Source organism: Variovorax sp. KK3, assembly GCF_001984055.1.
GTDB lineage: Bacteria > Pseudomonadota > Gammaproteobacteria > Burkholderiales > Burkholderiaceae_C > Variovorax.
On the sequence record NZ_LYVO01000034.1, the window covers coordinates 1 to 21,453 of the forward strand.

Here is a 21,453-nt window from a genome sequence, read left to right on the forward strand (position 1 = left end):
CACCTTGCTCATTCAGTCGTGATTGCAGATCGTGTTCTGCAGACCATCCCTAGAACTGTGCGTCATAGATAGGTCGAGTGATCAGGACGTACACCGGCCCATGCATTCCTCAAAAGCCGGCGAATGAGATCTTGATCCAATGGCCTGGGATTCGGATAGGGTTTTGCCATGACTGCCGCCGTGACTTTGTCGATATCGGACTCGGTCATGCCGATATCGCGCAACGCCACCGGGACGCCGGCATCCTTGGCGATGTCATAGATGCGTCCGGCAACGCCACCGCCGCCCATCGCCCGCTTAAGGATTTCAACGGCGTCGCGGACATTGGGGGCGTTGAAGGCGATGGCGTGCGGGAGAACAACCGTGTGTGTCTCCGCATGCGGGAGATTGAGGGCACCCCCGAGTGTGTGGCACAGCTTGTGATGCAAGCCCATCGAGGTCGAGGCAAGACAGCTTGCACTCAACCATGAACCGTAGAGTGTCGCGGCCCGAACCGCAGGATCCCTCGCATCATCTCGCAGTTTCGGGAGCCCGCTGTAGAGCGCCGCAATCCCCGCTTCGGCCAACTGCCTGATGATCGGATTGGTGTCGCTCGCGTACAGCGCCTCCACGGAGTGCGCCATCGCGTTGATGCCGCTGCAGATGGACATGGCCAACGGCAGCGAGTATGTGAGCTCCACATCGTAGATGACCGTCTCGGGCAAGACCTTGAGTGTGCGTTGCGTGGTCTTCACGCCGCTTTCGGTCTGGCCCAGTATCGGCGTCATTTCAGATCCCGCGTATGTCGTCGGAATGACGAGCTGCGGGAGATCCGTGTGCAACGCAATCGCCTTGGAGAGCCCGATGGCCGATCCACCGCCAAGCGCGATGATGCCGTCGGCATGCCAGGCGCGCACCCTTTCCAAGGCTGCCTGGGTCACCTCCACCGGAGTGTGCATGACGGCACCGCCGAACACCCCTGCGCAGCTTGCGCCGAGCGTTGATTGAATTCGGTCAGCGTCTGCCATTTGAGGGGCGCTCACGACGACCATGGCCCGCCGGCAGCCAAGCTTTTCGGCCTCGGCGCCAATTTCGGAGATGGTTCCTGCGCCGAATCGAACCCGGCTGGGCAGACCTTGGTAAATGAAATCTAGCATCAAGCGACTCCTAGCGTTAGGGCAACAGAATTTTCGGTCGACGGGCTGTCGCCGGTGGGCGTATTGAACTTGCAGCCGAACACGGCCCGAATCCAACGATGGATCGTGACAGATGCGCGCAGTCCGATGCGAGTGAACGGATCGTCGTCCACGCAGCGATGCGCCTCTGCGGGGCTCTTGATCTCAAGCAATTTCTGAAAGAAGGTGGAAGCGTACATTTAGAGCGGATTTCCTATGGCTCGGCCGCGTCCCCTCCGGATGAAGTGGACGCATGGATCGGTGGGGTTTGATCTAAGGCATCGAACGAATGAGCACTTCCGGGAACGCGCGAAGCGCACCCATCTTCCTGGCTTGCCAGATTCAACCTGGCGCTCCGTCGATCTCGCACGCAAGTGGAGCAAATGCTGGCCACTGCCATCCTTCTTCGAGGAGGCGCCAGGCCACTTGAAGTGGCATGCCTGTGCGAAGTCGAGCCGAATCACACTCGACCAGCCAGGTCAGTAGGAAGTGTCTGCCATAGGGTCCAATACCTTCCGCCAGCACGGGCGATACGGTTTTGGCATGGTCGACCGAGTTGCTCGATCGACTGAATGCGTTGGCTCCAACCGTTGGTCAACGGTGAAGAATGAGTTTCGGCAGCTTCGCCACTTCGTTGCAGCAGCCGAGGAGTTCGCGCGGTGGTGAAGTCGCCGTTGAAACCCTGCGGATCGATGTAGCTCATCGCATACAGAGGCTGCATCGACACATAGTTCCGCCCCAGGTTCGCGGCATCGTTCTTGTCGTAGCTGCCCGTCGGCAGCACGAAGTCCAGCGCGGCGACGCTGTGCCATTTCGGCGAGTGATGCCAGGCGATGCCGGCACCCACCGTGATGTCGCCCAGGCCGCTCCTGTGCTGGCTGGCGCCGGGAACGTCGACCTTGAGATCAAGCAGCGGCAGGATGGTGTGGGCCACGAGATTGCCGCCGAGCAGTTGCTGGGGCGTGGACCATATGATGCGCGTTGCCGCGGCGCGCACGTGCAGGCCGAAGGTCGGCAGCGGCACCCGCGCGCCCTGGTTGTCGCGCAGACTATCGCCCGAATAGGCCGTGGCGTACTCCAGCACATACAGGCCCGGCGGCGGCACGGCACCGGCCAGGAAGCCCTCCATCCCGAGCGGGTAGGTCGAGCCGCCGCCCTCGGTGGCAATGCCAGCGTCTGCAATGCGGCGAGGCTCAGCGCGGCCAGGCCGCCCTTGAGGCTAAGGTTCATGTCTCTCTCCTTTTGTCGTGGCTCAAACTCAAGTCATTGGTCCATGCGGCAGGACACCTGCCCAGCGCGCACAGCCTGGCCTCCATCAGGCCAGTGGCAGCATCGGCCCGAGCACGCCGGTCAGCACGATTTCGCCGGCCCGCAAGACGTGGCCGCGCAGCCGGCCGTCGCGCTGTCGACGATCTCCAGCGCCGGCCCCGCGTAGGCAATGCTGGCCAGAAACTCGGCGAAGCCCGACGCCGGACCACCCAGATCGCGGTCGGCCACCGGTGCGGCCTCGGCCTCGCCCTTGGGCTGGATCAGGCGCGCCATCGGCACATCCTGGCCGCTCAATGACCAACGTTGTTGCGCTTCGGTTTTGAAACCGCCCTCTCCAGGACGGTTTCCAAAGTCCTGTTCCCGAGCTTCATCCGCGTACGGCGGCGCGCTTCTGGGCCCGTCAGTTCACCCGTCAATCCCTGCTCGGATCTGACGGTCGCGGTTGGCTGTACCGACGACGCTCATGCAAGCGTAGCGGCGCTTCCGACTTTCCGGCTTTCGAAACCGAGGTGACGCCACCGCACCTCAGACCTGATGCCGTGGACTCAAACGACAGCGTCGTCCAACGTCGTGGCTCGGCGAAGTTCACGCCGGGCCGTGATGTCGTACCGCCGCCCTCGGTGCAGGACGCAGCGGTTGTCCCACATCACGAGATCTCCGACTTTCCAGCTATGCCGATACACAAACTTCCGTTGCGTCGCGTGCTCGAGAAGCTCAGCCAGCAGCATGCGACCTTCGGCGACGGGACGGCCCTCGATGTGACCCGCATGAGCCCCGATAAAAAGAAACTTGCGTCCAGATCCCGCGTGGGTGCGGACCAGTGGCCAACTCACCGGAGGCATCGCATTGCGTTGACTTTCAGAATAGTCCGTATCGCCAAGAATGAAGCGGGAATTCAGCGCGTAGTGCTCTGCGCGCAATCCCTGCAGTTCCTTCTTGAAATCCTCGGGGAGATCGTCGTACGCTGCGCGCATGTCGCAGAATTCCGTATCGCCGCCAGACGGCGGCAGCACGATTGCAGAAAGCATTGAATAGCGGGCAGCAGGCTGTTGAAAGGAACTGTCGCTATGCCAGAGTTGATTCGCGAAATTCCCAACGACCTCGCGGGCATCGCGCTCAGCAACCTTGCCATCGACACTGACGTTCGAGATGTCGGCCAACTCTGCGTATTTGAATCTCGACGGCCTCTGGTTGACCTTGATGAAACCACCCTCGAGCTGGCCAAAATTGCGCGCAAAGGCGATTTGCTGGTCTTGATCCAGAGGTTGCCCACGAAACACCAGGACGGCCTTTTGGTCCATCTGGTGCTCGACGTCACGGACCTCGGTCGGGCTTAGTGCACCTTGTAGTGCAAGCTTGTCTACCTGTCCGACGAAAAGTGGATGAAGGTATTCGGAAGTGATGCTCATACTTTGCTCCTTTGAATTGATGTTGCATTGCCGTTCACGACGGCGGGAAAAATAGATCTGAGGCGACGGTATGGTGGGTATCCTTCAATCAGCGGCGGCAATCAATCGACACGAGCGTCCATCTGGTGGTGACACTTCATGCGCGGCTTCACGCATCGATGGGCCGCGCCTCGGGATCGTTGGCACGATCGGCGCCCATGCGGTGTTCATGGTCTGCGGCCTTTTGCAGGCGTCCCAGGACAAGAATGCCCATGCCAGCCATCAGGAGTGGTGCGGCCGCGGCCATGAACAGATAACTGATCGCAGTGTTGGCCGCGATGAGAACGGCCGCGATGGCTGGCCCAATGATCGAGCCGAACTTGCCGATCGAGATCGCCCAGCCCACACCGTTTGCCCGATTGGCGTTGGAGTAGAACAATCCCATCGCACCCATGAGGCCCACGTGGCCACCAAGCACGAAGAATCCGATCAAGCAGAGCATCGACAGGAAGCCTGTGTCGGAGAACTCGAACGAGCCAACGGAAACTACGAAGACTGCAGCAATCAGAGGGATGGAGGCCATCGCACCGATGCCGAACCTGTCTATGACCCGGCTGGAAAAAATGCCACCAAACGCTCCGCCTGCCGAAAAGAGCGCAAGGCCGACCGCCGCCAACGAGGCCGATCTCCCGGTTCCCACCGTGAGCACGGGTATCCAGCTGGCCAGGAAAAATACCGTCACCGAGCTGCAGACAAATGCACCCCATAGAGCGGGCGTGATCTTGGAAAGCTGGCCGCCGAACAGCGCCTTTACCGAATCCTTCCAACCTGCAATCCTTGCGCCTTCTTCTGCGGTTCCGAGCACGAACCTTGTTTGAGAGCTTGCGCGTATCGACGGATCAATGGCGTTGACGACCCGCGCGACTGCCTCTGCCTTTTGGCCCGAGAGCACCAGATACTTGATGGACTCCGGCAGCGACATCGCAAGGAACGGCAGCAGCAGCAGCGGCGCGAGCCCTCCGATGTAGAACAGAACCTGCCACCCAAAGGTAGGCACAAGCCAGGCGGCGAAGATGCCGCCACTGCTCGTTCCGACGACATAGCCGATCATCACCAAGCCGACGACGCTGGCACGAAAGCGTTTGGGAGCGTACTCGACGTTCAGCGCAATGGCGATCGGTGTGATGCCACCGATGCCCAAGCCTGCCACAAAGCGGAGCACGGCAAGCTGGGTAATGTTCGTTGCCAGCACCGCGGCCAGCGTGAACACGCCAAACAGGAGCGTCCCCCAAAGAAGCGCCGGACGGCGCCCTATTCGGTCCGCTACATATCCAAACAGGAATCCCCCCACCATGACGCCGAATAGCCCACCGCTGAAGATGAAGCCAAACGACGCCTTCTGGATACCCCAGTCTGCAATGATCGTCGGCGATGCAAACGCAATCGCCTGAAGGTCATAGCCATCGCAGAGCATGATCAAGAATGACAGGATGAGCAGCGCCAACACCTTGCGGTTCGGCTTTTGCTTCTCGATGATTTCTGTGATGTCTACAGTGTTCATGATGTCTCCTAAGGCCTTCGCAATTCGAGCGGACACGGTATCCACGCCAGCGGGTACGCTGCCCGCCGGATATGCCTTCCAAGGGGTGATTGACGAGCTCAGTGCACGCTGAGCGCGCGCTTCAGAGCCGCACGGAGTTCGTCCCCCGAGCCTTCCTGCCATCGCATTGCGCGCCAGCAAATGAAGTTGTCAGGGCGTACCAACAGGGCACCGCTCTCCTCGATCTCCCGGACGCGGGCGAAGTCGCCGTACAGGTCTTCGAGCTCTTGCCCCGGGCCGATGATGTGCACGTCCAGATCGATTCCGAGCGACTCGGCGGCATGGGCGGCTGCCTCGACCCAGGGTGAACCCGCGATGCCGGAGAGCAGACTGAACCGGCCCTTGCCGCAAAGATCGAGCGTGGAGACACGGCGGCCATGCCGCGTGACCCAGACATGCGGTACAGGTGCACCGGGTCGGCCACTATGGGCGTGGTACAGCTCCGAATCCCGGCGAAATCCTGGATCGGGCGTCCCGTCTGGAACGATGGCCGCCGATTGATAGCGCTGGTTCATCTCGACGCCGTGGGCGTTGTACACATATTGCGTGCCGTCGATGGCGGCGCGCAGGGCGGCCCGCTGCTCCTGTGCTTCGGGGCTTTGCTCTTTCAGGCGCGCAATGTTGCGCTGCATCTGCTCCGGATCTTTGGTGTCGAACAAACCCAGCGCGGCAAGGATCGGAGGAAAATCCCCAAGACTCTTGTTGGCGCGCTGCACCACTTGGCGGGCGACTGGCGCACGCTCCTCGTTGTAGGTCGCGAGCAGCTCAGGGCCGGCCTTTCCTTGCAGCACGTGCGAGAGCTTCCAGCAAAGGTTGAAGGCATCCTGTATCGATGTGTTCGACCCCAATCCGTTGGTGGGCGGATGGCGATGTACGGCATCCCCCATGCAGAACACCCGATTGTCAAACAGGCGTGTGGCGTACATGTCATTCACGGTCCACGTCGAGGTGGACTCGATCTTGACGGGAATTGTCGAGTCACCCAGCAGCGAATGGACGATCTGTCGGGCATGCGCCTCATTGAGGTCGGGAGGACCACCGGCGATATCGTAGCCCCAGATGCAGAGCCATTTGTTCCAGGGCCGGACCATTCGGATCACCCCGATGCCGAGGCCGCCGACGCTGGAACCAGGCTGGATCACCCAGTACAGAACGCTAGGCCGATGGCCTACGTACTTTGTCAGATCGGCTTCGAACACCACGTTGATCGACCCGGACACGCCCATCTTTCCCTCCACGGGTAGGCCGACCTGGTCTACGACCTGAGAGTTCGCGCCGTCCGCTCCAATGAGGTACTTGGCTCGAATGTCGTACTGGCGATCCAGCAAGTGATCGCGGACGGTCGCCGTGACGCCTGTTTCGTCTTGCTTCAACGAAACGAACTCCGTATGAAAACGCACGTCGGCGCCGCGCCGCGCCGCGTGGTTGATCATGATGGGTTCGAGCAGATTCTGGGGGAGATCGCACATGTGCGTGGGCGACGCGAGCTCGTAGTCGGCCCGGCGTTGCGGATGGGTACCCCAGGTCAGAACCCGGCCCAGTTCGTCTCCGACGAGACTCGTGCAATAGACGTTCTCACCCATCAGCTCGGCCGGTGATGCCATTGCCTCGCACTCGAGTTCGAGCCCTAGATCACGCATCACCTCCATCGTGCGCTGGTTGGTGATGTGCGAGCGCGGAGTGCGCGACGTCGTGGCATATTTGCTGACGCACAGCGTTTTCACGCCGTAGGTCGCGAGAAGTAAGGTCGATGCAGCCCCGGCGGGACCACTACCTACGACGAGAACGTCAGTTTCGATGACGGTTGCTTTTTCACTCATGATGTCTCCTTGATAGCAGCGTGAGGGTGCTCACTCTTGGATGCACTTCGCTCACTGAATGGTTGAACTCCAACAGGCAGAACTTCGTTCCAGTCAGTTGGCGACAGGTCTGCGACGTGTTGTGAGCGTTAGATATTGAGATTCAGGTCGAGCCATCGGCAAGGGCGCACGTTCCGGAAGGAGGACGCGACGATCCCATCACGCCCGCCGCGCATCACCGCCCGAACAATGTGTTCGTGCCGATCAGCAGTGCCTGCCTTGCCATCGCCGCACGATCTGCGTCAACCGACTCTAGATCCGCCAGAAAGCCGTGGCCCGCACCTTTCATCACATGCAAGTCGATCGCGTCGTTCGCACGTGCTTGAGATTCCAGTTGCAACAGGTTCTGCGCACCAAGCAGCGTGTCGTTGTCTCCAACGATGACGGTGTGTCGCGACCGAACCTCCGGCAGATAGTCGAACGGGACGTCTACCGGATCGTGGTTTTCGAGCCCTTGCGGAAATGGGTAATAGGCCAGCAGGCGCGACACGACCTGTTGCCGCGCCAGCTCGAAGACGAACAATCCCCCGATGCAATATCCGACCACGCCGTCGATGCGCTGGCTCTCGATGAACGCAATCAGGTTCTTGACAAAGGCGCGATCTGCCAGTCGGTGGCGCCGCTGGAAAGCTGCCTCGCGAGTGGCTTGTGGCAACTCGCCGAATGCGGCGAATGGGTCCACAAGCAGCACCTCGCTGGCGCCTTGCTCGGCCAGGTATGCCGCGTAGCCACGGTAGAAGCCATTGCAGCCGTAGATGTCCGGCAGCACCAGCAGGCGTGGACCGTTCGATGCACCGGCATAGCGCAAGGCGCTGACGGCACCATCGATGCGCCCGGTTGCATGCGCTCGCGGAAACAAGGAGGGAACAGTGTCGTGACACATGGGATCGTCCTCTGCAAGCTCAGGCGCGAGGCTTTTCGATCACGAAGTCCAGAACCATCACCTGCATGTTCTGCTCTATGGCCGCCGGCATGACAAGTTCGGGCTGGACGCCGTTGCAGCAGTCACTGTCTACCCACTCGCCGCCTTCAAAGTAGTATTGCGTGGTCAGCGGTTCAAAGCCGTCCTTCCGGATTTTGAAATGCACGTGGGCGGGGCGCCAGGTATGGCTTCCCATCATGGTGAGCAGGGCACCGGTCGGCCCTTTGTTCGGGATCTGATAGGGCGCCGGCAATGTGGTTTGCACGCGCCAACGACCTTGCGAGTCCGTACGGATCTTGCCTCGGTAGTATTCGACCGGCATATCTCCGTGATAGCCGCCGAAACCGCTGTACCGGCCATCAGGCGTGGAGTGCCAGATATCGATGACCGCATCGCTCACCACACCGCCGGCTTCGTCCTTGACAGTCCCATGCAGGAGCAGCGGCTTGTGGTCATCGCTGTCGTATGTCTTCAGTTTGCCGTCGACAAAGGGCGCATCCTCTTTGAAGTACGGCCCCTGTATGGCCGGTGCCGACCCGTGCGTGTTCGCCGCCTTGATTTCGACAATCGTGCTGTTCAGGAATACGTCGCTGATCAAGCCTGTTTCCTTGGCTTCCGCGACCTTCATCATGTACATCACCCCCGCCCGGTACTCGGCTTCGGTCACTTGGTGGTCAATCAATACCTTGCGCACGGCATCGATCATGGCGGTGGCAATTTCATGGACTCTCGGGTTTTTCATGGTTCTCTCGTTTCGCAAAAAAGTGGAATCGGATTGGAATACGCGTTCAAGTGGTGCGGTGATCGATCCGGTGCGGAGAAGCGCGAGCGAAGCGCCGCATCTGGCTTTCGTCCAGCTTGATGTTGAGGCCTGGGCTTTGGGGGAGCCACAAAGCATGCTCCTTGAGGCGGGCAAACTGCCGAACTCGGCGCAGGGGTAGATCGACAATGGCTGTTTCCACGGCTTCCATCTTGGCCGCCGCGCGATCAGCGCCGTCATCGTGGTGCTCGGCGATGGCTTGTTCGTTTGGCATGGCAGCAGTCTAGGAAAACCAAGCCATATGGTCTAATACCTTGTATCGACGCTAGTGATACGACTTCGGTATTGACCTCCTGGCAACATGCATTCGTCTATCTGAGCGAATGAAGGTGGAGAAAGATGGAATTTCGGCAGCTTCGTTACTTTGTTGCGGCGGCTGAAGAGGGGAACGTGGGCGCGGCAGCGCGGCGACTCCACATTTCGCAGCCCCCGGTCACACGACAGATTCAGGCGCTGGAGCAGCATTTGGGGGTGCTGCTGTTCGAGCGAGGCCCGCGCGGTGTGCGACTCACACCGGCTGGCGCGGCCTTTCTCGAGGATGCACGACGGATGTTGGAATTGGGCCGGACTTCCGTGGACCGGTCACGTGCCGCCAGCCGGGGCGAGATCGGTCAACTTGACGTTGGCTACCTTGGCACAGCGATCTACCAGACGGTGCCGGCCTTGCTTCACGCGTTCACGCAGGCGGTTCCCGGAGCGACTCTGTCGCTGGCCCAAATGTCCAAGGTGCGGCAGATGGAAGCCTTGCGCGCCGGAACAATTCACGTCGGCGTAGGCCGCTTTTACCCGCAGGAAACTGGAATCACGGTCGAACACCTGCACTATGAGCGGCTGTACATCGCCGCAAGTTCAAGCGTTGCACGCGAACTGAGCCGAGAGCCGACATTGCTACGACTCAAAAGTGAATCCCTGGTCCTTTTCCCGCAAGAGGGTCGGCCGAGCTTTGCGGACGAAGTCATCGCCTTGATGCGACGGGCCGGGGTCGAACCGCGTGTCACGGCGATTGTCGAAGATGTCAACGCTGCCCTTGGGCTCGTGGCCGCCGGGGCGGGTGTCACCCTGGTCCCGGCTTCGGTGGCCATGCTGAGGCGGCCATTCGTTCGAATGATTGAGATGACCGCCGCCAGCGCCCAAGTCCCGGTCAGCCTGACCTACCTGACCGATTCGCGTGTACCGGTGCTCCGGGCGTTCCTAGACGCCGCAAGACGCCTAAAGCCTGGCGCACAGGCCCAGCGTGCGCGACCGCTTGGCTAGCGCCGACCTGTCCAACGGCCAGCGCAAGCGCCTGGCCATGGTGCATTCAAGACTTACGCCCCTTCCGGGGACCTCAACGATGGTCGGCCGATAGGAGGCAGCACGGTCTCCAGGGCGGCACCGATGGCCAGCAGGTCACGGTCCGATCCAGCCGGCCCATCGAGCTCGAGCCCCACGGGCAGGCCGTCAGGACCAATGCCCGCCGGCAGGCTCAGGCCCGGTATGCCGGCATTGCTGCCCGGGTCGGTGTTGCGGATATAGATCATGAATGCAGGACAGCGCTGGCCAAGGAACTCCACCGTGTCGTCGGTTCCGAGGGGCCGGGCGGTCAAGGCGGAGGTCGGGAAGGCAAGGGCGCGCACCTGGTGCTGTGCAAAGGTTCTGCGGTACAGCTCCTGCAGCCTTTGGCGGTCGGCGAGCGCGGCACGGTACACCGGCTCGGGGATGGCGCCGCTGCCCAGCAAAGGCCGCAGGATGCCGGCGACGTCCGGACTGCCGATGCCCGCCAGCAGCGCCTCGATGTCCAGCGGGTGGCCCGAGGCCTTCAGGTAGTCCGGCATCTCGGCCATGAACTCGAACAGCCCGACGGGAAAGCCCACGGAATTGTTCAACGCATCCAGTCCCGGAAGATCCAGCTCGACGAAGTCCACGCCAGCCCGCTGCAGTTCCTTGCGGGTGTCATCCATGACGGCCGCCACGGAGGCATCCAGGGGCGTCCAGAAGCGGTCATTCGGAATGCCGAGCCGAAGGCCGCGCAGGTCGACCTTGGCCAGTCCGGCGGCATCGCCGGTGAGGGCGGTGTCCAGCAGTGCAAGGTCGGCGATGCTGCGTGCCATCGGGCCGGCCGTGTCGCGTGTCGACGAGATGGGCGCGATACCGGTGCCCGGCACCCGGCCGACAGTGGGACGCAGGCCTGCGATGCCGCACAATGCCGCCGGCAGCCGGACCGATGCGCCCGTGTCGGTGCCGATGGCACCGGGGACCAGGCCGGCTGCCACCACAACGGCGGAGCCGCCACTGCTGCCGCCCGGAATGCGGTCGAGTGCCCAGGGGTTGCGGATGGCACCAGTGACCCCGTTGTTGCTGGAGATGCCGAAGGCCAGCTCGTGCATGCCCGCCTTGCCGGAGATGATCGCGCCGCTCTGCTTCAGGCGCTTCACGATTTCAGCGTCCGCAGCGGGGATCCGTCCGCGCAAGGTGCGCGTACCGACGCCCGTGGGAAAGCCAGTGGTGTTGATGTTGTCCTTCAGTGCCAGCGGTACGCCGAGCAACGGTGCCGACACGCCTCTGGCGATGTCCACATCGGCCTGCCTGGCTTGCGCCAGGAAGGGGACTGGATCGAAATCCACGTACCCATTCAGGTGCGCCAATGCCTGCGTGCGGGCGATCAATGCGGTTGCGTGCTCGACGCAACTGGTTGCGCCGCTGAGCAGCGCGTTGCGCAAGCTGGCCACGCCGTGTTCGCACAAGTCCATCTGATTCTCCATGTTGTTGATTCGAGCCCTGTCCCCGGCGTGGCAAGCCGATGCATGCCGCGGTGCCTGTTGTGGACGGCAGCCTATCGGGAGATACCCATGAAAGCCCTCGTCAAGAGCGGGTTGCAGAGGTGCTTCAGGGCCGATGACATCTCCTTTCGATGCCAACCGTTTATTGATTCACGTTGAGCCGGTGCTCCACCACCAACTTCTGCCAGCGGTCCGCTTCTGCCTTGAAAAGCTCAGCGAGGACAGTGGGGCTCCCTCCGCCAGTCTTGATCCCCAGGCCTCTCAGCGCCTCAATGACCTCGGGCTCGGCAATGGCCTTGTTGATTTCGGAGTTCAGGCGCTGGACGATGGCGGGTGGGGTCCCCTTTGGTGCAAACACACCGTACCAACTGAGTACCTCGAAGCCGGCCAAGTTTGCAGCCTCCGCAAGAGTGGGCACATTGGGCAGCAGGGGGTGGCGCATCGGGCTCGTCACAGCAAGGGCGCGAACCCGCCCGGAAAGGATGCTTCCGCGTTGCGATGTGATCGAATCAATCATCATGTCGACCCGCCCGGCAAGGAGATCGGAGACCGCTGGACTACTGCCCTTGTAAGGCACATGCAGAAGTTCCACTTCCGCACGCGCCGCAAAAAGCGATGACGCAAGGTGAATTGAAGTCCCCATTCCGGCTGAGGCGAACGACAGCTTGCCAGGACTCTTTCGCGCTTCTGCGAGCAGCTGGGCGACATCCTGGAATCGAGATCCCGAGGGAACCACCAGAACACTTGGCACCGTTGCGGCAAGGACCACCGGGACGAAATCCTGCTCGGACTTATATGGAACGTGAGGGTAGAAGAACTTGTCGACCACCAGGCCGGTGGAGTTGATGAGGATGGTGTAGCCGTCGGGCGCCGCCTTAGCGACAACGTCGCTTCCGATGATGCCGCCGGAGCCCGCTCGGTTGTCCACAATCACGGGCTGTCCAATGCTCTGCGACATCCTTACCGAAATGATCCGCGCGACTGCATCGACCGCCCCGCCTGGCGGGAATGGCACGACCCATGTGATCGCTCGTGAGGGGAAGGGCGCGGGCTGCTGGGCGAGTGCGGGTCCGACGGTCAAGGCGAGTGCCATGCCTGTGATCGCCCTGCGACGACTGCTGCTCTCGATTTCCTGAGAAGGGACAGCGCGACGCACCTCAGCCTCCCCGGCTGTAGTGGCGAATCTTGTCGTGGTCCAAGTCCACGCCGAGGCCAATTCCCGAAGGGACCTGAATCTCGAAATCCTTGATCTGCAGTTCCTGCTGGGTCAGTCGATCCGCAAGGACCCAGGGGCCGAGCAGCTCACACCCGTAAGGCATCGACGGAATGGTCGAGTACACATGCAAGGCCGCCGCTGTACCCACCGTCGAATCCAGCATCGTCCCCCCATAGGCCGAAATACCCGCCGCCTCCGCGAGGGTTGCGACCTTGAGCGTATTGGCGATACCACCCATGTTGCAGAGCTTGAGCGAGAAGACGTCGGCTGCCCGATCACGGGCGAGCTCGAACGCAGACGACAGGGAGCTGAGGCTCTCGTCGGCAAGAATCGCCACGCCATTCTGCTCCGTCAGACGGCGAAGAGCCCTGAAGTCCGAGCGTGAAACGGGCTGCTCCACGAGTTCGACGCCTGCCTCTTCAAGGCGAGGAATCCAGATCGAAGCCGTTTGCTCATCCCACGCTTGATTGATGTCTACACGCACGGTCGCCAGGTTGCCCACGGCCTTGATGATGCTGCGGATATGCTGCAGATCTTCCGCCGGCGCGCGCACGCCGAGTTTTACCTTGAACCGATTGTGCCGGCGCGCCTCGATCATCTCGAGCGCTGAGTCGATGTCCCGCTGGGTATCGCCACTAGCCAACGTCCACGCAATAGGGATGCTGTCCCGCGTTCTGCCGCCGATCAGGTCGCCCACAGACAAGTTCAGGGCCCGCGCCTTTAGATCGTGGAGCGCGATATCGATCGCCGCTTTCGCAGAGAAGTTTCCAGTCACCGCCTTGTCCATCAGGATGCGGGCCACGTTCAGGTTGGACGCATCCTTACCGATCAGATGAGGTGTCAAGTAAGTATCGATGATCGTTTTGATGGTCTCCGCAGACTCGGAACTCCAGGTGGGTCCACCAACACTGCCGCCTTCCCCGATGCCGACAAGGCCTTCGGCCTTGATCTCGACGATCACATAGCTTTGCTTGTTCACCGTTGTGAACGACATTTGGAGCGGACGCCGTGTCGGAACATCGACGATCGTGGCGGTGATCGATTCGATCCTCATGCGTGTTCCTTGACTGGCCCCGTCGACATCGTGGCAACAACGCCAGCCCGCCATGCATCCTCCGTGACGCGCTGCTCTTCGAGCACCGCCTGAACCGCATCCGCCAGGGCAGATGCGACTTTTTTTAAACGTTTGTTCATCGGGTCTCCTTGAAGCGATTTCCGTTCAGATTTAAATCGGCTAACGTCGATGCTAGGTACCGACGGCCATGCTGTCCAATACCTTGGTTGCTCCTCAGCGATACGGTTTGCGTAATACTGCGGCGCGTGCACCAAGAGCGGCTAACACAACGAGGGATTGACCTTCGTGCGCAAGGACGGCGGCGACGATGATGATGCGGGCAACAACTCGACCGGTAGCACCAGCTTCAAAGGCCAGGCCCGCGGCAATGACACCCACGCCTCGCGCACCGATGGCGATGCGCGGCTGTATCGCAAGGGCAAGACCGCCAGCGAGCTGCGCTACATGGGCCATACCCTCTCGGACAATCGCCACGGCCTGATTGCCAACGCGATGGTCACGCAAGCCGACGGCTTTGCCGAACGCGAAGCAGCCAAGGTCATGATCAGGGATGCCCGCCAGGCCACCGCGAGTTCGGATGCCGAGGTCACGCTCGGTGCGGACAAGGGCTACGACGCGCAGGAGTTCGTCCAGGCATGCCAGGACATGGGCGTGATACCGCACGTGGCCCAGAACACTTCGGGTCGGCGCTCCGCGGTGCCCGACGCCATTGCTGCGAGCGAGGGCTATTCGTTGTCGCAGCGCAAACGCAAACTGATCGAGCAGGGCTTCGGCTGGGCCAAGACGGTGGGAGGAATTCGTCAGGTGATGGTGCGTGGGCTAAAGCGCGTTGACCATCTGTTCGTGCTGACGATGACGGCCTACAACTTGACGCGCATGCGTTCGCTGGGACAAGTCCGTCCGCAGGGGTTCTGAGCCAATCAGAGGCTCGCAAAACACCCTCAAATCAGCGTAAACGGCCCCCGAATCGCTGCTTACCGCACTATGTGAAAAGCGAGTCTTCGCCGAAGAAGATGACTCGCTTTGGAGGGGAGTATTTCCGCATCCTGCTAAGCCGAACTACGACGTTCTCCACGGCTGGCGCTGGTTTCCCGGCCTGGGCCGAGAGCCCAGCATCCTCTGGCCGCAGGACTTCAATGTCGCGCTGGCTCACTTGTCGCTAAGGTAAGTATCTCTGACTTCCGCTTCAGGGGACTACGGGGGCGCTAATGCTGATTTGCCGATGACCCGACCCACCATGTACTCGGCCAGCGTGTCGTAAAGCGGGCGGCTAATCATGCGCGAGACAAGGCTGGCCAGCATCGCGGCGGCCATCAGACTCAACACCATTGAGTGGCCATCCACCATCTCCATCACGATGATGAAGGCAGTGAGTGGTGCCTGTGTCACCGCAGCCAGGAAGGCCGCCATCCCCATCGCGATGAGCGCCGGCTCGAGGTCGCTGTTGGCAAACAGGGCCACGGCGTCGCCGATGCCCGCTCCGATTGACAGTGAAGGCGCGAAGATGCCGCCTGGCACGCCACACCAGGCCGTGAGCCACGTCGCGACGAACTTGAGTAAGGTGTGCAGCGGTGACAATTGCTCATGACCCAACAGCATCTGTTTGACCGACTCGGAGCCCGCCCCGAAAGTGACCCCACCGGTCACGAGGCCGATAACAGCGACTGCGAGGCCAACGATAGCCGCGAAACGGACAGGAAAGCGCGCCCGCAATCTGTTGAATCGCCCTGGCGTACCGGTGAGCGAGGCGACCAGAAGCCGCGCGAAAAGCCCGCCGGCCGCACCGCTCAGCAGCGTAACAAGGAGGCCGGGCCCAAGCGCATCCCAGCCTAGCCGCGGCACGCGAATCACACCGAAGTAGCTAATGTTGCCGAACACGGATACAGCGACGAGGCCGGCGAGCACGATTGCCGTGATTATCAAGCCGCTGGAGCGTGCCTCAAGGCGGCCCGACAACTCTTCGATGGCGAACACGACACCCGCGAGCGGCGCATTGAACGCCGCAGCGATGCCGGCCGCCCCGCCGGCAACCAACAGCGCACGCCCGTCGATAGCGCTGTGGGGAGAAAGCCATCGTCGTGCATGCTGCATCACGCCGGCAGCCACTTGCACTGAAGGGCCCTCGCGCCCAATAGAAAGCCCGGCCGCGAAGCCTGCCGCCCCGAGCCCAATCTTTGCCGCAGTAAGCCGAAGTGAGGCAAAAATGTAGCGCTGCTCCTTGAGCAGGTCCGGGTGCAACGCAGCCTTCACCTGCGGAATGCCCGAGCCACTCGCGCCTGGAAAAAAGCGCTGCGTCGCCCATACGATGCCTGCAGTGATGAGCGGCGTGGTCACAAGCACCGCCCAGGGCCACGTGGTGTAGAAGCGATGGAACTGGCCGAAGACCCAGTCACTCGCGAGGGTGAAGCCCACCACAAACAGCCCGGCAGCGATGGCGTAGCAAAGCACGATGGAACGGTCGAGCCAGACGCGACCGCCCGACAGTTCAGCGCGCAAATGCTCGAGAAAATCAGGCTCGCGATTCATATCCACGACCAGTTTAGGCCGAGCGGCGTCTTGCCGTCGGGCAACGATTGACCAGGTCCGGTCTGCCACAGCCCGCTCACGGAGGCCAGCGCTTGCAAAATGGTCTCGTGGACCGCTCGCCAGTGTCAGCTTCCAGGCAGTTTGAGCCTTGACCATGAACGACCGGTTGTGGCCGGGACTGCTTGTTCGCCGAGCTCGCCGATAGCAGTGCTTGGCCTACCGGGCGATCGTGCCGAAGGTCAGCTACCAGGCACAGCCACGAACTGGTACTTGCGGCCATCACCAGCCATTCAATGTGGATGCCAGAAAGCAGCCACTCGGCGCTTTCAATCCTGAAGCGACATCCGGGCCACTTGAAGCTCTCGGCAAGGGAACGACCGTGAACCAGTTTCTGCTGCGGTTGGATGGTGTCGCAGGGCAAGACCAGTTTCAGCAGGGGTCGTTCGCTCCTGAAGCATCGAGGGAGGCCATCCTGGTGGTCGAGGTCGAAGATGATGCTGACGTGCGCACTTACACGCTCCGAAGTGCGAGCCGAGCCGAGTTCTTGACTTCTTCCATCACGGCGTAGGTTCTTGTCTCGCGTACGCCGGGCAACTTCCAAAGCACCGTCCCCGCGAAGTTGCGGTAGTCGTTCATGTCGGCACTCCGCGTCTTGAGCAAGTAGTCGAAGCCTCCCGCGACCATGTGGCATTCCATGATTTCCGGTCGAACCTGAACCGCCGCCTTAAATTCGTCAAAGACGTTGGGCGTTGTCCGGTCCAGCAGAATTTCCACGAAGACCAGCATGCCCGCTCCGAGCTTGAGCGGGTTCAGGCGTGCCTCATAGCCCAGGATATAGCCTTCTCGCGTGAGACGCTGCACTCGGGCAAGCACTGCAGTGGGAGAAAGCCCGATGACATCAGCGAGTTTCAGGTTGGCCATGCGCCCGTCCTCTTGGAGCGCCGACAGGATGCGCAGATCCAAGCGGTCCAGACCGAGAAGCGCTGTCGCTTCGGGTAGTGATTTGTTCTGCGATGACATAAAAGATTCGACAAAAATTCGTCAAATGGGACGGCATTATGCAGATCTCCCAGAAACACTCGACAGTCATGGACATTCACTCAAAGTTCGATCCGGCATCGCGATTCCGCGGGTTCGCCAGCGGACAGCCAGCCGCATCCGAGCTTCGCGAACGCATCACCGCGGCCTGTCGAACGGCGGAACCTGTAGCCGTCTCAGCCTTGCTTGCCATGGCAAAGATGGAGCCTGAAGTCGCGCGCAAGGCCAACCAACTGTCCATGCAAATAGCGCAGCGTCTGCGTGAGCGCAAGAACTCCGCGGGTCGTGCGGGAATCGTGCAGGGCCTGCTGCAGGAGTACGCACTCTCTTCACAGGAGGGCGTTGCGCTGATGTGCCTCGCGGAAGCACTCTTGCGGATTCCCGACATGGCGACGCGCGACGCGCTGATCAGGGACAAGATCGCGCGTGGACATTGGCAGGAGCACGCAGGCCGGAGCCCCTCGTTGTTCATCAATGCCGCAACGTGGGGGCTGTTTCTGACCGGGAAACTTGTCTCCACCTACAGCGAGTCGTCGCTGTCGACCTTGCTCACGCGGCTCATCGCCAAGGGCGGCGAACCGCTCATTCGCAAGGGTGTCGACATGGCGATGCGGATGATGGGCGAGCAGTTCGTCACCGGAGAAACCATCAAGGAGGCGCTGGACCACGCGCGAGGCCTGGAGGCGCAAGGTTTCCGCTATTCATACGACATGCTCGGCGAGGCGGCGATGACGGCCGAAGACGCAGACCGCTACCGCCAGTCCTACGAGCGAGCCATTCATGCCATCGGCGAGGCATCGAACGGCCGAGGCGTCTACGAGGGACCCGGCATCTCGATCAAGCTCTCAGCGCTGCATCCGCGTTACAGCCGCGCGCAGTACGGCCGAGTCATGGACGAACTCTATCCCGTGGTGCGCAGTCTTGCGCTGCTGGCTCGACGTTACGACATCGGTCTCAACATCGACGCCGAGGAAGCCGATCGCCTTGAACTGTCGCTCGACTTGCTGGAGAAGCTTTGCTTCGAACCCGCCCTCGCAGGGTGGAATGGCATCGGCTTGGTGATCCAGGCTTACCAAAAGCGTTGCCTCTTCGTGATCGACCATGTGATTGAACTCGCGCAACGCAGCCGTCATCGGCTGATGATCCGGCTCGTCAAGGGAGCCTACTGGGACAGCGAGATCAAGCGTGCCCAGGTGGAGGGGCAGGACGGCTTTCCAGTTTATACGCGCAAGGTCTACACCGACGTTTCGTACCTGGCCTGCGCGCGCAAGCTGCTGGTTGCTCCCGCAGAGATCTATCCGCAGTTCGCCACGCACAACGCGCACACCATGGCAGCGATCTACAACCTGGCGGAGCCCGCGACCTACCAGCCTGGTCAGTATGAATTTCAATGCCTGCACGGCATGGGTGAGCCGCTGTACGAGCAGGTGGTCGGAAGCCTGGCGGATGGCAAGCTGGGGCGTCCGTGCCGCATCTACGCACCCGTGGGTACACACGAGACGCTGTTGGCCTACCTGGTGCGCCGGCTGCTCGAGAACGGGGCCAACACGTCGTTCGTCAACCGCATCGCCGACCCGTCGATTCCACTTGAAGCGCTGGTGGAGGATCCCGTCGCGGCCGTGGAGCGCATGGCCCAGGAAGAGGGCGAAGCGGGGCGGCCGCATCCTTGCATCCCGAGCCCGAGCGCACTCTACGGCCAGGCGCGACGCAATTCTCATGGGCTGGATTTGTCCAACGAGCAGACCCTGCGGGGGCTGGAGCCAATCCTGGTGGACAGCGCACGAACAGGATGGACGGCTGAACCGCTGCTCGGAGAATCTGCCGAAGCCGAACCCACAGCCTGGAAGCCGGTACTCAATCCAGCCGACCATCGTGACGTGGTCGGAAAGGTGCGCGCAGCCAGCGAGCAACAAATCGAAGCCGCGCTTCGTTCGGCGACGGGGTTCGCGCCGCAGTGGGCCGCGACGTCCGCCGGCGATAGGGCTTTCGTACTCGAGCGCGCCGCCGACCTGTTGCAGGACCAGCTTCCGTATCTGCTGGGGTTGCTCTGCCGCGAAGCGGGAAAATCCTATGCCAACGGTGTCGCCGAAGTGCGTGAGGCGATCGACTTTCTGCGCTTCTACGCAGCACACGCACGCACGGACTTCGACGATCCGGCGCATAAGCCGTTGGGACCCGTGGTTTGCATCAGCCCCTGGAACTTCCCACTGGCCATCTTCGTGGGCCAAGTCTCCGCGGCGCTGGCTGCCGGCAACCCCGTCCTGGCGAAGCCCGCGGAGCAGACATCGTTGATTGCGGCTGAGGCCACACGGCTGATGCACACGGCCGGCGTCCCGCGTGCGGCGCTTCAATTGATCCCGGGCCGCGGCTCGGTCGTTGGGGCACGGATGGTCGCGGATGCCCGGGTTCAAGGCGTCATGTTCACAGGCTCGACGGCAGTGGCTCGTCAGCTGCAGCGAACGATGGCCGAACGACTGGGTCCGACGGGGGCGCCGGTTCCGCTCATTGCCGAGACAGGCGGGCAGAACGCAATGATCGTGGACTCCTCTGCATTGGTCGAGCAGGTCGTGGCGGATGTCATGGCGTCCGCGTTCGACAGTGCAGGCCAGCGCTGCTCCGCCCTTCGGGTTCTATGTGTGCAGGACGACGTTGCGGATCGCTTGCTTCATATGCTTCGTGGCGCGATGGCTGAGTCCAATGTCGGCGACCCGTCCTCCCTGTGCACCGACGTGGGACCCGTGATCGACCTTGCAGCACGCACGACGATCGAGTCCCATATCGAACTCATGCAGAGTCGCGGCCGTCGAGTCAACCGCGCGGGGCGTGCAGCGCACGAAGTCCTTGAAGGTGGAACATTCGTCCTGCCGACGATGATTGAACTGGAGAGCATCTCCGAGCTTGAGCGGGAAGTGTTCGGGCCTGTACTGCACGTCGTGCGATATGCCAGGCAGGACCTGGACACGATGCTGGCGCAGATCAGCGCAACCGGCTATGGGCTGACGATGGGCATTCACTCGCGCATTGACGAGACCATCGGCCGTGTGGTCTCCAGTGCCAAGGTCGGCAACGTTTATGTGAACCGGAACATGGTCGGGGCAGTCGTGGGTGTGCAGCCCTTCGGCGGCGAGGGCCTGTCGGGCACGGGGCCAAAGGCTGGAGGGCCCCTCTATATGTACAGGCTTCTCGCTGAAAGTCCGCACGATGTGCTCGTGCGCGCAGCCGAGCGGGGATTGCCAGGCTCTGTTGCTGACGGCAGCGTGACGCAAGCATCGGAGCCGTTCGAGGCACTGCTCTCCTGGATTGAGACGCATCGGGAACGACCTTTGACCGCCCGATGCCGGCTTCTCAAGCGGACCGCCGGATCCGGGCAGATGCGCGTGCTGGTCGGGCCCACCGGAGAGCGAAACACGTACTCCTTGCAGCCTCGAGTTGCTGCACTGTGCCTGGCTGAAGACGAGGACTCATTGTTGTTTCAGTTGGCTGGCGCGCTCGTTGTGGGCTGCCGTGCCATCTGGCCATCGAACACCGATACCCAGGCGCTGCGAGCCACCTTGCCGTTGGACGTTCAAGCGGAGATCGCTCTCGCGCGGGACTGGGCAGCGCCGACCGTGGAATTCGATGTCGCGCTCTATCAAGGCAGCCGTGAGGGCCTCCTGGCGGCTTCGGCCCGGCTGGCCGAGCGCCAGGGGCCGATAACCAGCCTGTGGCGGTTCCCGACGGACAGCGGCAAGGTGCCGCTGGAAGCCCTGGTTGTGGAGCAGGCCGTGAGCACGAACACGGCTGCCGCGGGCGGCAACGCAAGCCTGATGACGATTTCTTGAGCCACA

At 61.8% G+C, this 21,453-nt stretch carries 18 protein-coding genes and 1 pseudogene; 3 read left to right on the forward strand and 16 right to left on the reverse strand.

The features are described from left to right. Window positions 1-62: 62 nt before the first annotated feature. From B0W80_RS17420 to B0W80_RS17465, 10 genes are all read right to left on the reverse strand, one after another. A complete protein-coding gene (locus B0W80_RS17420; protein ID WP_011171693.1) occupies window positions 63-1,136 on the reverse strand; it encodes a maleylacetate reductase in 1,074 nt (357 codons plus the stop codon). Then, window positions 1,136-1,354, reverse strand: a complete 219-nt coding sequence (locus B0W80_RS17425; RefSeq protein ID WP_077000434.1) for a hypothetical protein — start codon at window positions 1,352-1,354, stop codon at window positions 1,136-1,138. Before B0W80_RS17425 ends, B0W80_RS17420 begins: the two co-directional genes overlap by 1 nt. 260 nt (window positions 1,355-1,614) lie before the next feature. Next, window positions 1,615-2,283: a transporter gene (locus B0W80_RS17430; RefSeq protein WP_032490145.1), complete on the reverse strand. Its 669-nt coding sequence runs from the start codon at window positions 2,281-2,283 to the stop codon at window positions 1,615-1,617. A gap of 221 nt (window positions 2,284-2,504) precedes the next feature. Continuing rightward, on the reverse strand, window positions 2,505-2,717 hold the full coding sequence (locus B0W80_RS17435) for a hypothetical protein (RefSeq protein WP_172685324.1): 213 nt from the start codon (window positions 2,715-2,717) through the stop codon (window positions 2,505-2,507). 251 nt (window positions 2,718-2,968) lie between these two features. Continuing rightward, the gene (locus B0W80_RS17440) at window positions 2,969-3,832 is read right to left on the reverse strand and encodes a TauD/TfdA family dioxygenase (RefSeq protein WP_031942830.1); all 864 of its coding nucleotides are present in this window, start codon (window positions 3,830-3,832) and stop codon (window positions 2,969-2,971) included. Window positions 3,833-3,980: 148 nt separating this feature from the next. Beyond that, window positions 3,981-5,372 carry an MFS transporter gene (locus tag B0W80_RS17445; RefSeq protein WP_011171695.1) on the reverse strand — a complete coding sequence of 464 codons (1,392 nt, stop codon included), beginning with the start codon at window positions 5,370-5,372 and terminating at the stop codon, window positions 3,981-3,983. Window positions 5,373-5,470: 98 nt separating this feature from the next. Beyond that, complete coding sequence (locus B0W80_RS17450; RefSeq protein WP_032490134.1) at window positions 5,471-7,231, reverse strand: FAD-dependent monooxygenase; 1,761 nt, start codon at window positions 7,229-7,231, stop codon at window positions 5,471-5,473. Between the two features lie 214 nt (window positions 7,232-7,445). Continuing rightward, on the reverse strand, window positions 7,446-8,153 hold the full coding sequence (locus B0W80_RS17455) for a dienelactone hydrolase family protein (protein WP_011171697.1): 708 nt from the start codon (window positions 8,151-8,153) through the stop codon (window positions 7,446-7,448). A 19-nt stretch (window positions 8,154-8,172) separates the two neighbouring features. Beyond that, window positions 8,173-8,934 carry a chlorocatechol 1,2-dioxygenase gene (locus tag B0W80_RS17460; protein ID WP_011171698.1) on the reverse strand — a complete coding sequence of 254 codons (762 nt, stop codon included), beginning with the start codon at window positions 8,932-8,934 and terminating at the stop codon, window positions 8,173-8,175. Window positions 8,935-8,980: 46 nt separating this feature from the next. Next, the gene (locus B0W80_RS17465) at window positions 8,981-9,226 is read right to left on the reverse strand and encodes a hypothetical protein (protein ID WP_077000436.1); all 246 of its coding nucleotides are present in this window, start codon (window positions 9,224-9,226) and stop codon (window positions 8,981-8,983) included. 125 nt (window positions 9,227-9,351) lie between these two features. Here B0W80_RS17465 and B0W80_RS17470 point away from each other — a divergent pair, with 125 nt between their 5' ends. After that, window positions 9,352-10,266, forward strand: coding sequence for a LysR substrate-binding domain-containing protein (locus B0W80_RS17470; RefSeq protein WP_011171699.1), 915 nt, complete (start codon window positions 9,352-9,354; stop codon window positions 10,264-10,266). 53 nt (window positions 10,267-10,319) lie between these two features. On the opposite strand, the gene iaaH is transcribed toward B0W80_RS17470, so the two are convergent. The 4 genes from iaaH to B0W80_RS34995 all read right to left on the reverse strand — a co-directional run bounded on the left by iaaH (window position 10,320) and on the right by B0W80_RS34995 (window position 14,181). Next, window positions 10,320-11,753, reverse strand: coding sequence for an indoleacetamide hydrolase (iaaH, locus tag B0W80_RS17475; RefSeq protein ID WP_077000437.1), 1,434 nt, complete (start codon window positions 11,751-11,753; stop codon window positions 10,320-10,322). A 160-nt stretch (window positions 11,754-11,913) separates the two neighbouring features. Then, window positions 11,914-12,864, reverse strand: coding sequence for a tripartite tricarboxylate transporter substrate binding protein (locus B0W80_RS17480; RefSeq protein ID WP_077000438.1), 951 nt, complete (start codon window positions 12,862-12,864; stop codon window positions 11,914-11,916). Window positions 12,865-12,928: 64 nt separating this feature from the next. Beyond that, window positions 12,929-14,041, reverse strand: coding sequence for a muconate cycloisomerase family protein (locus B0W80_RS17485; protein ID WP_011171702.1), 1,113 nt, complete (start codon window positions 14,039-14,041; stop codon window positions 12,929-12,931). Then, on the reverse strand, window positions 14,038-14,181 hold the full coding sequence (locus tag B0W80_RS34995) for a hypothetical protein (protein WP_238817686.1): 144 nt from the start codon (window positions 14,179-14,181) through the stop codon (window positions 14,038-14,040). The genes B0W80_RS17485 and B0W80_RS34995 overlap by 4 nt, the downstream gene beginning before the upstream one ends. A 160-nt stretch (window positions 14,182-14,341) precedes the next feature. On the opposite strand from B0W80_RS34995, the pseudogene B0W80_RS17490 reads away from it, so the two are divergent. Further along, window positions 14,342-14,977: pseudogene (locus B0W80_RS17490) on the forward strand (transposase); the annotation flags it as partial. Window positions 14,978-15,256: 279 nt separating this feature from the next. On the opposite strand, the gene B0W80_RS17495 reads toward B0W80_RS17490, so the two are convergent. Both B0W80_RS17495 and B0W80_RS17500 read right to left on the reverse strand, forming a co-directional pair. Continuing rightward, a complete protein-coding gene (locus B0W80_RS17495) occupies window positions 15,257-16,588 on the reverse strand; it encodes a chloride channel protein (protein ID WP_011171704.1) in 1,332 nt (443 codons plus the stop codon). A 510-nt stretch (window positions 16,589-17,098) separates the two neighbouring features. Continuing rightward, entirely contained in the window at window positions 17,099-17,608 is a 510-nt protein-coding gene (locus tag B0W80_RS17500) for an Lrp/AsnC ligand binding domain-containing protein (protein WP_011171705.1), read from the reverse strand. A gap of 68 nt (window positions 17,609-17,676) precedes the next feature. Here B0W80_RS17500 and putA point away from each other — a divergent pair, with 68 nt between their 5' ends. Beyond that, entirely contained in the window at window positions 17,677-21,447 is a 3,771-nt protein-coding gene (gene putA / locus B0W80_RS17505; RefSeq protein ID WP_077000469.1) for a trifunctional transcriptional regulator/proline dehydrogenase/L-glutamate gamma-semialdehyde dehydrogenase, read from the forward strand. Window positions 21,448-21,453: the final 6 nt, after the last annotated feature.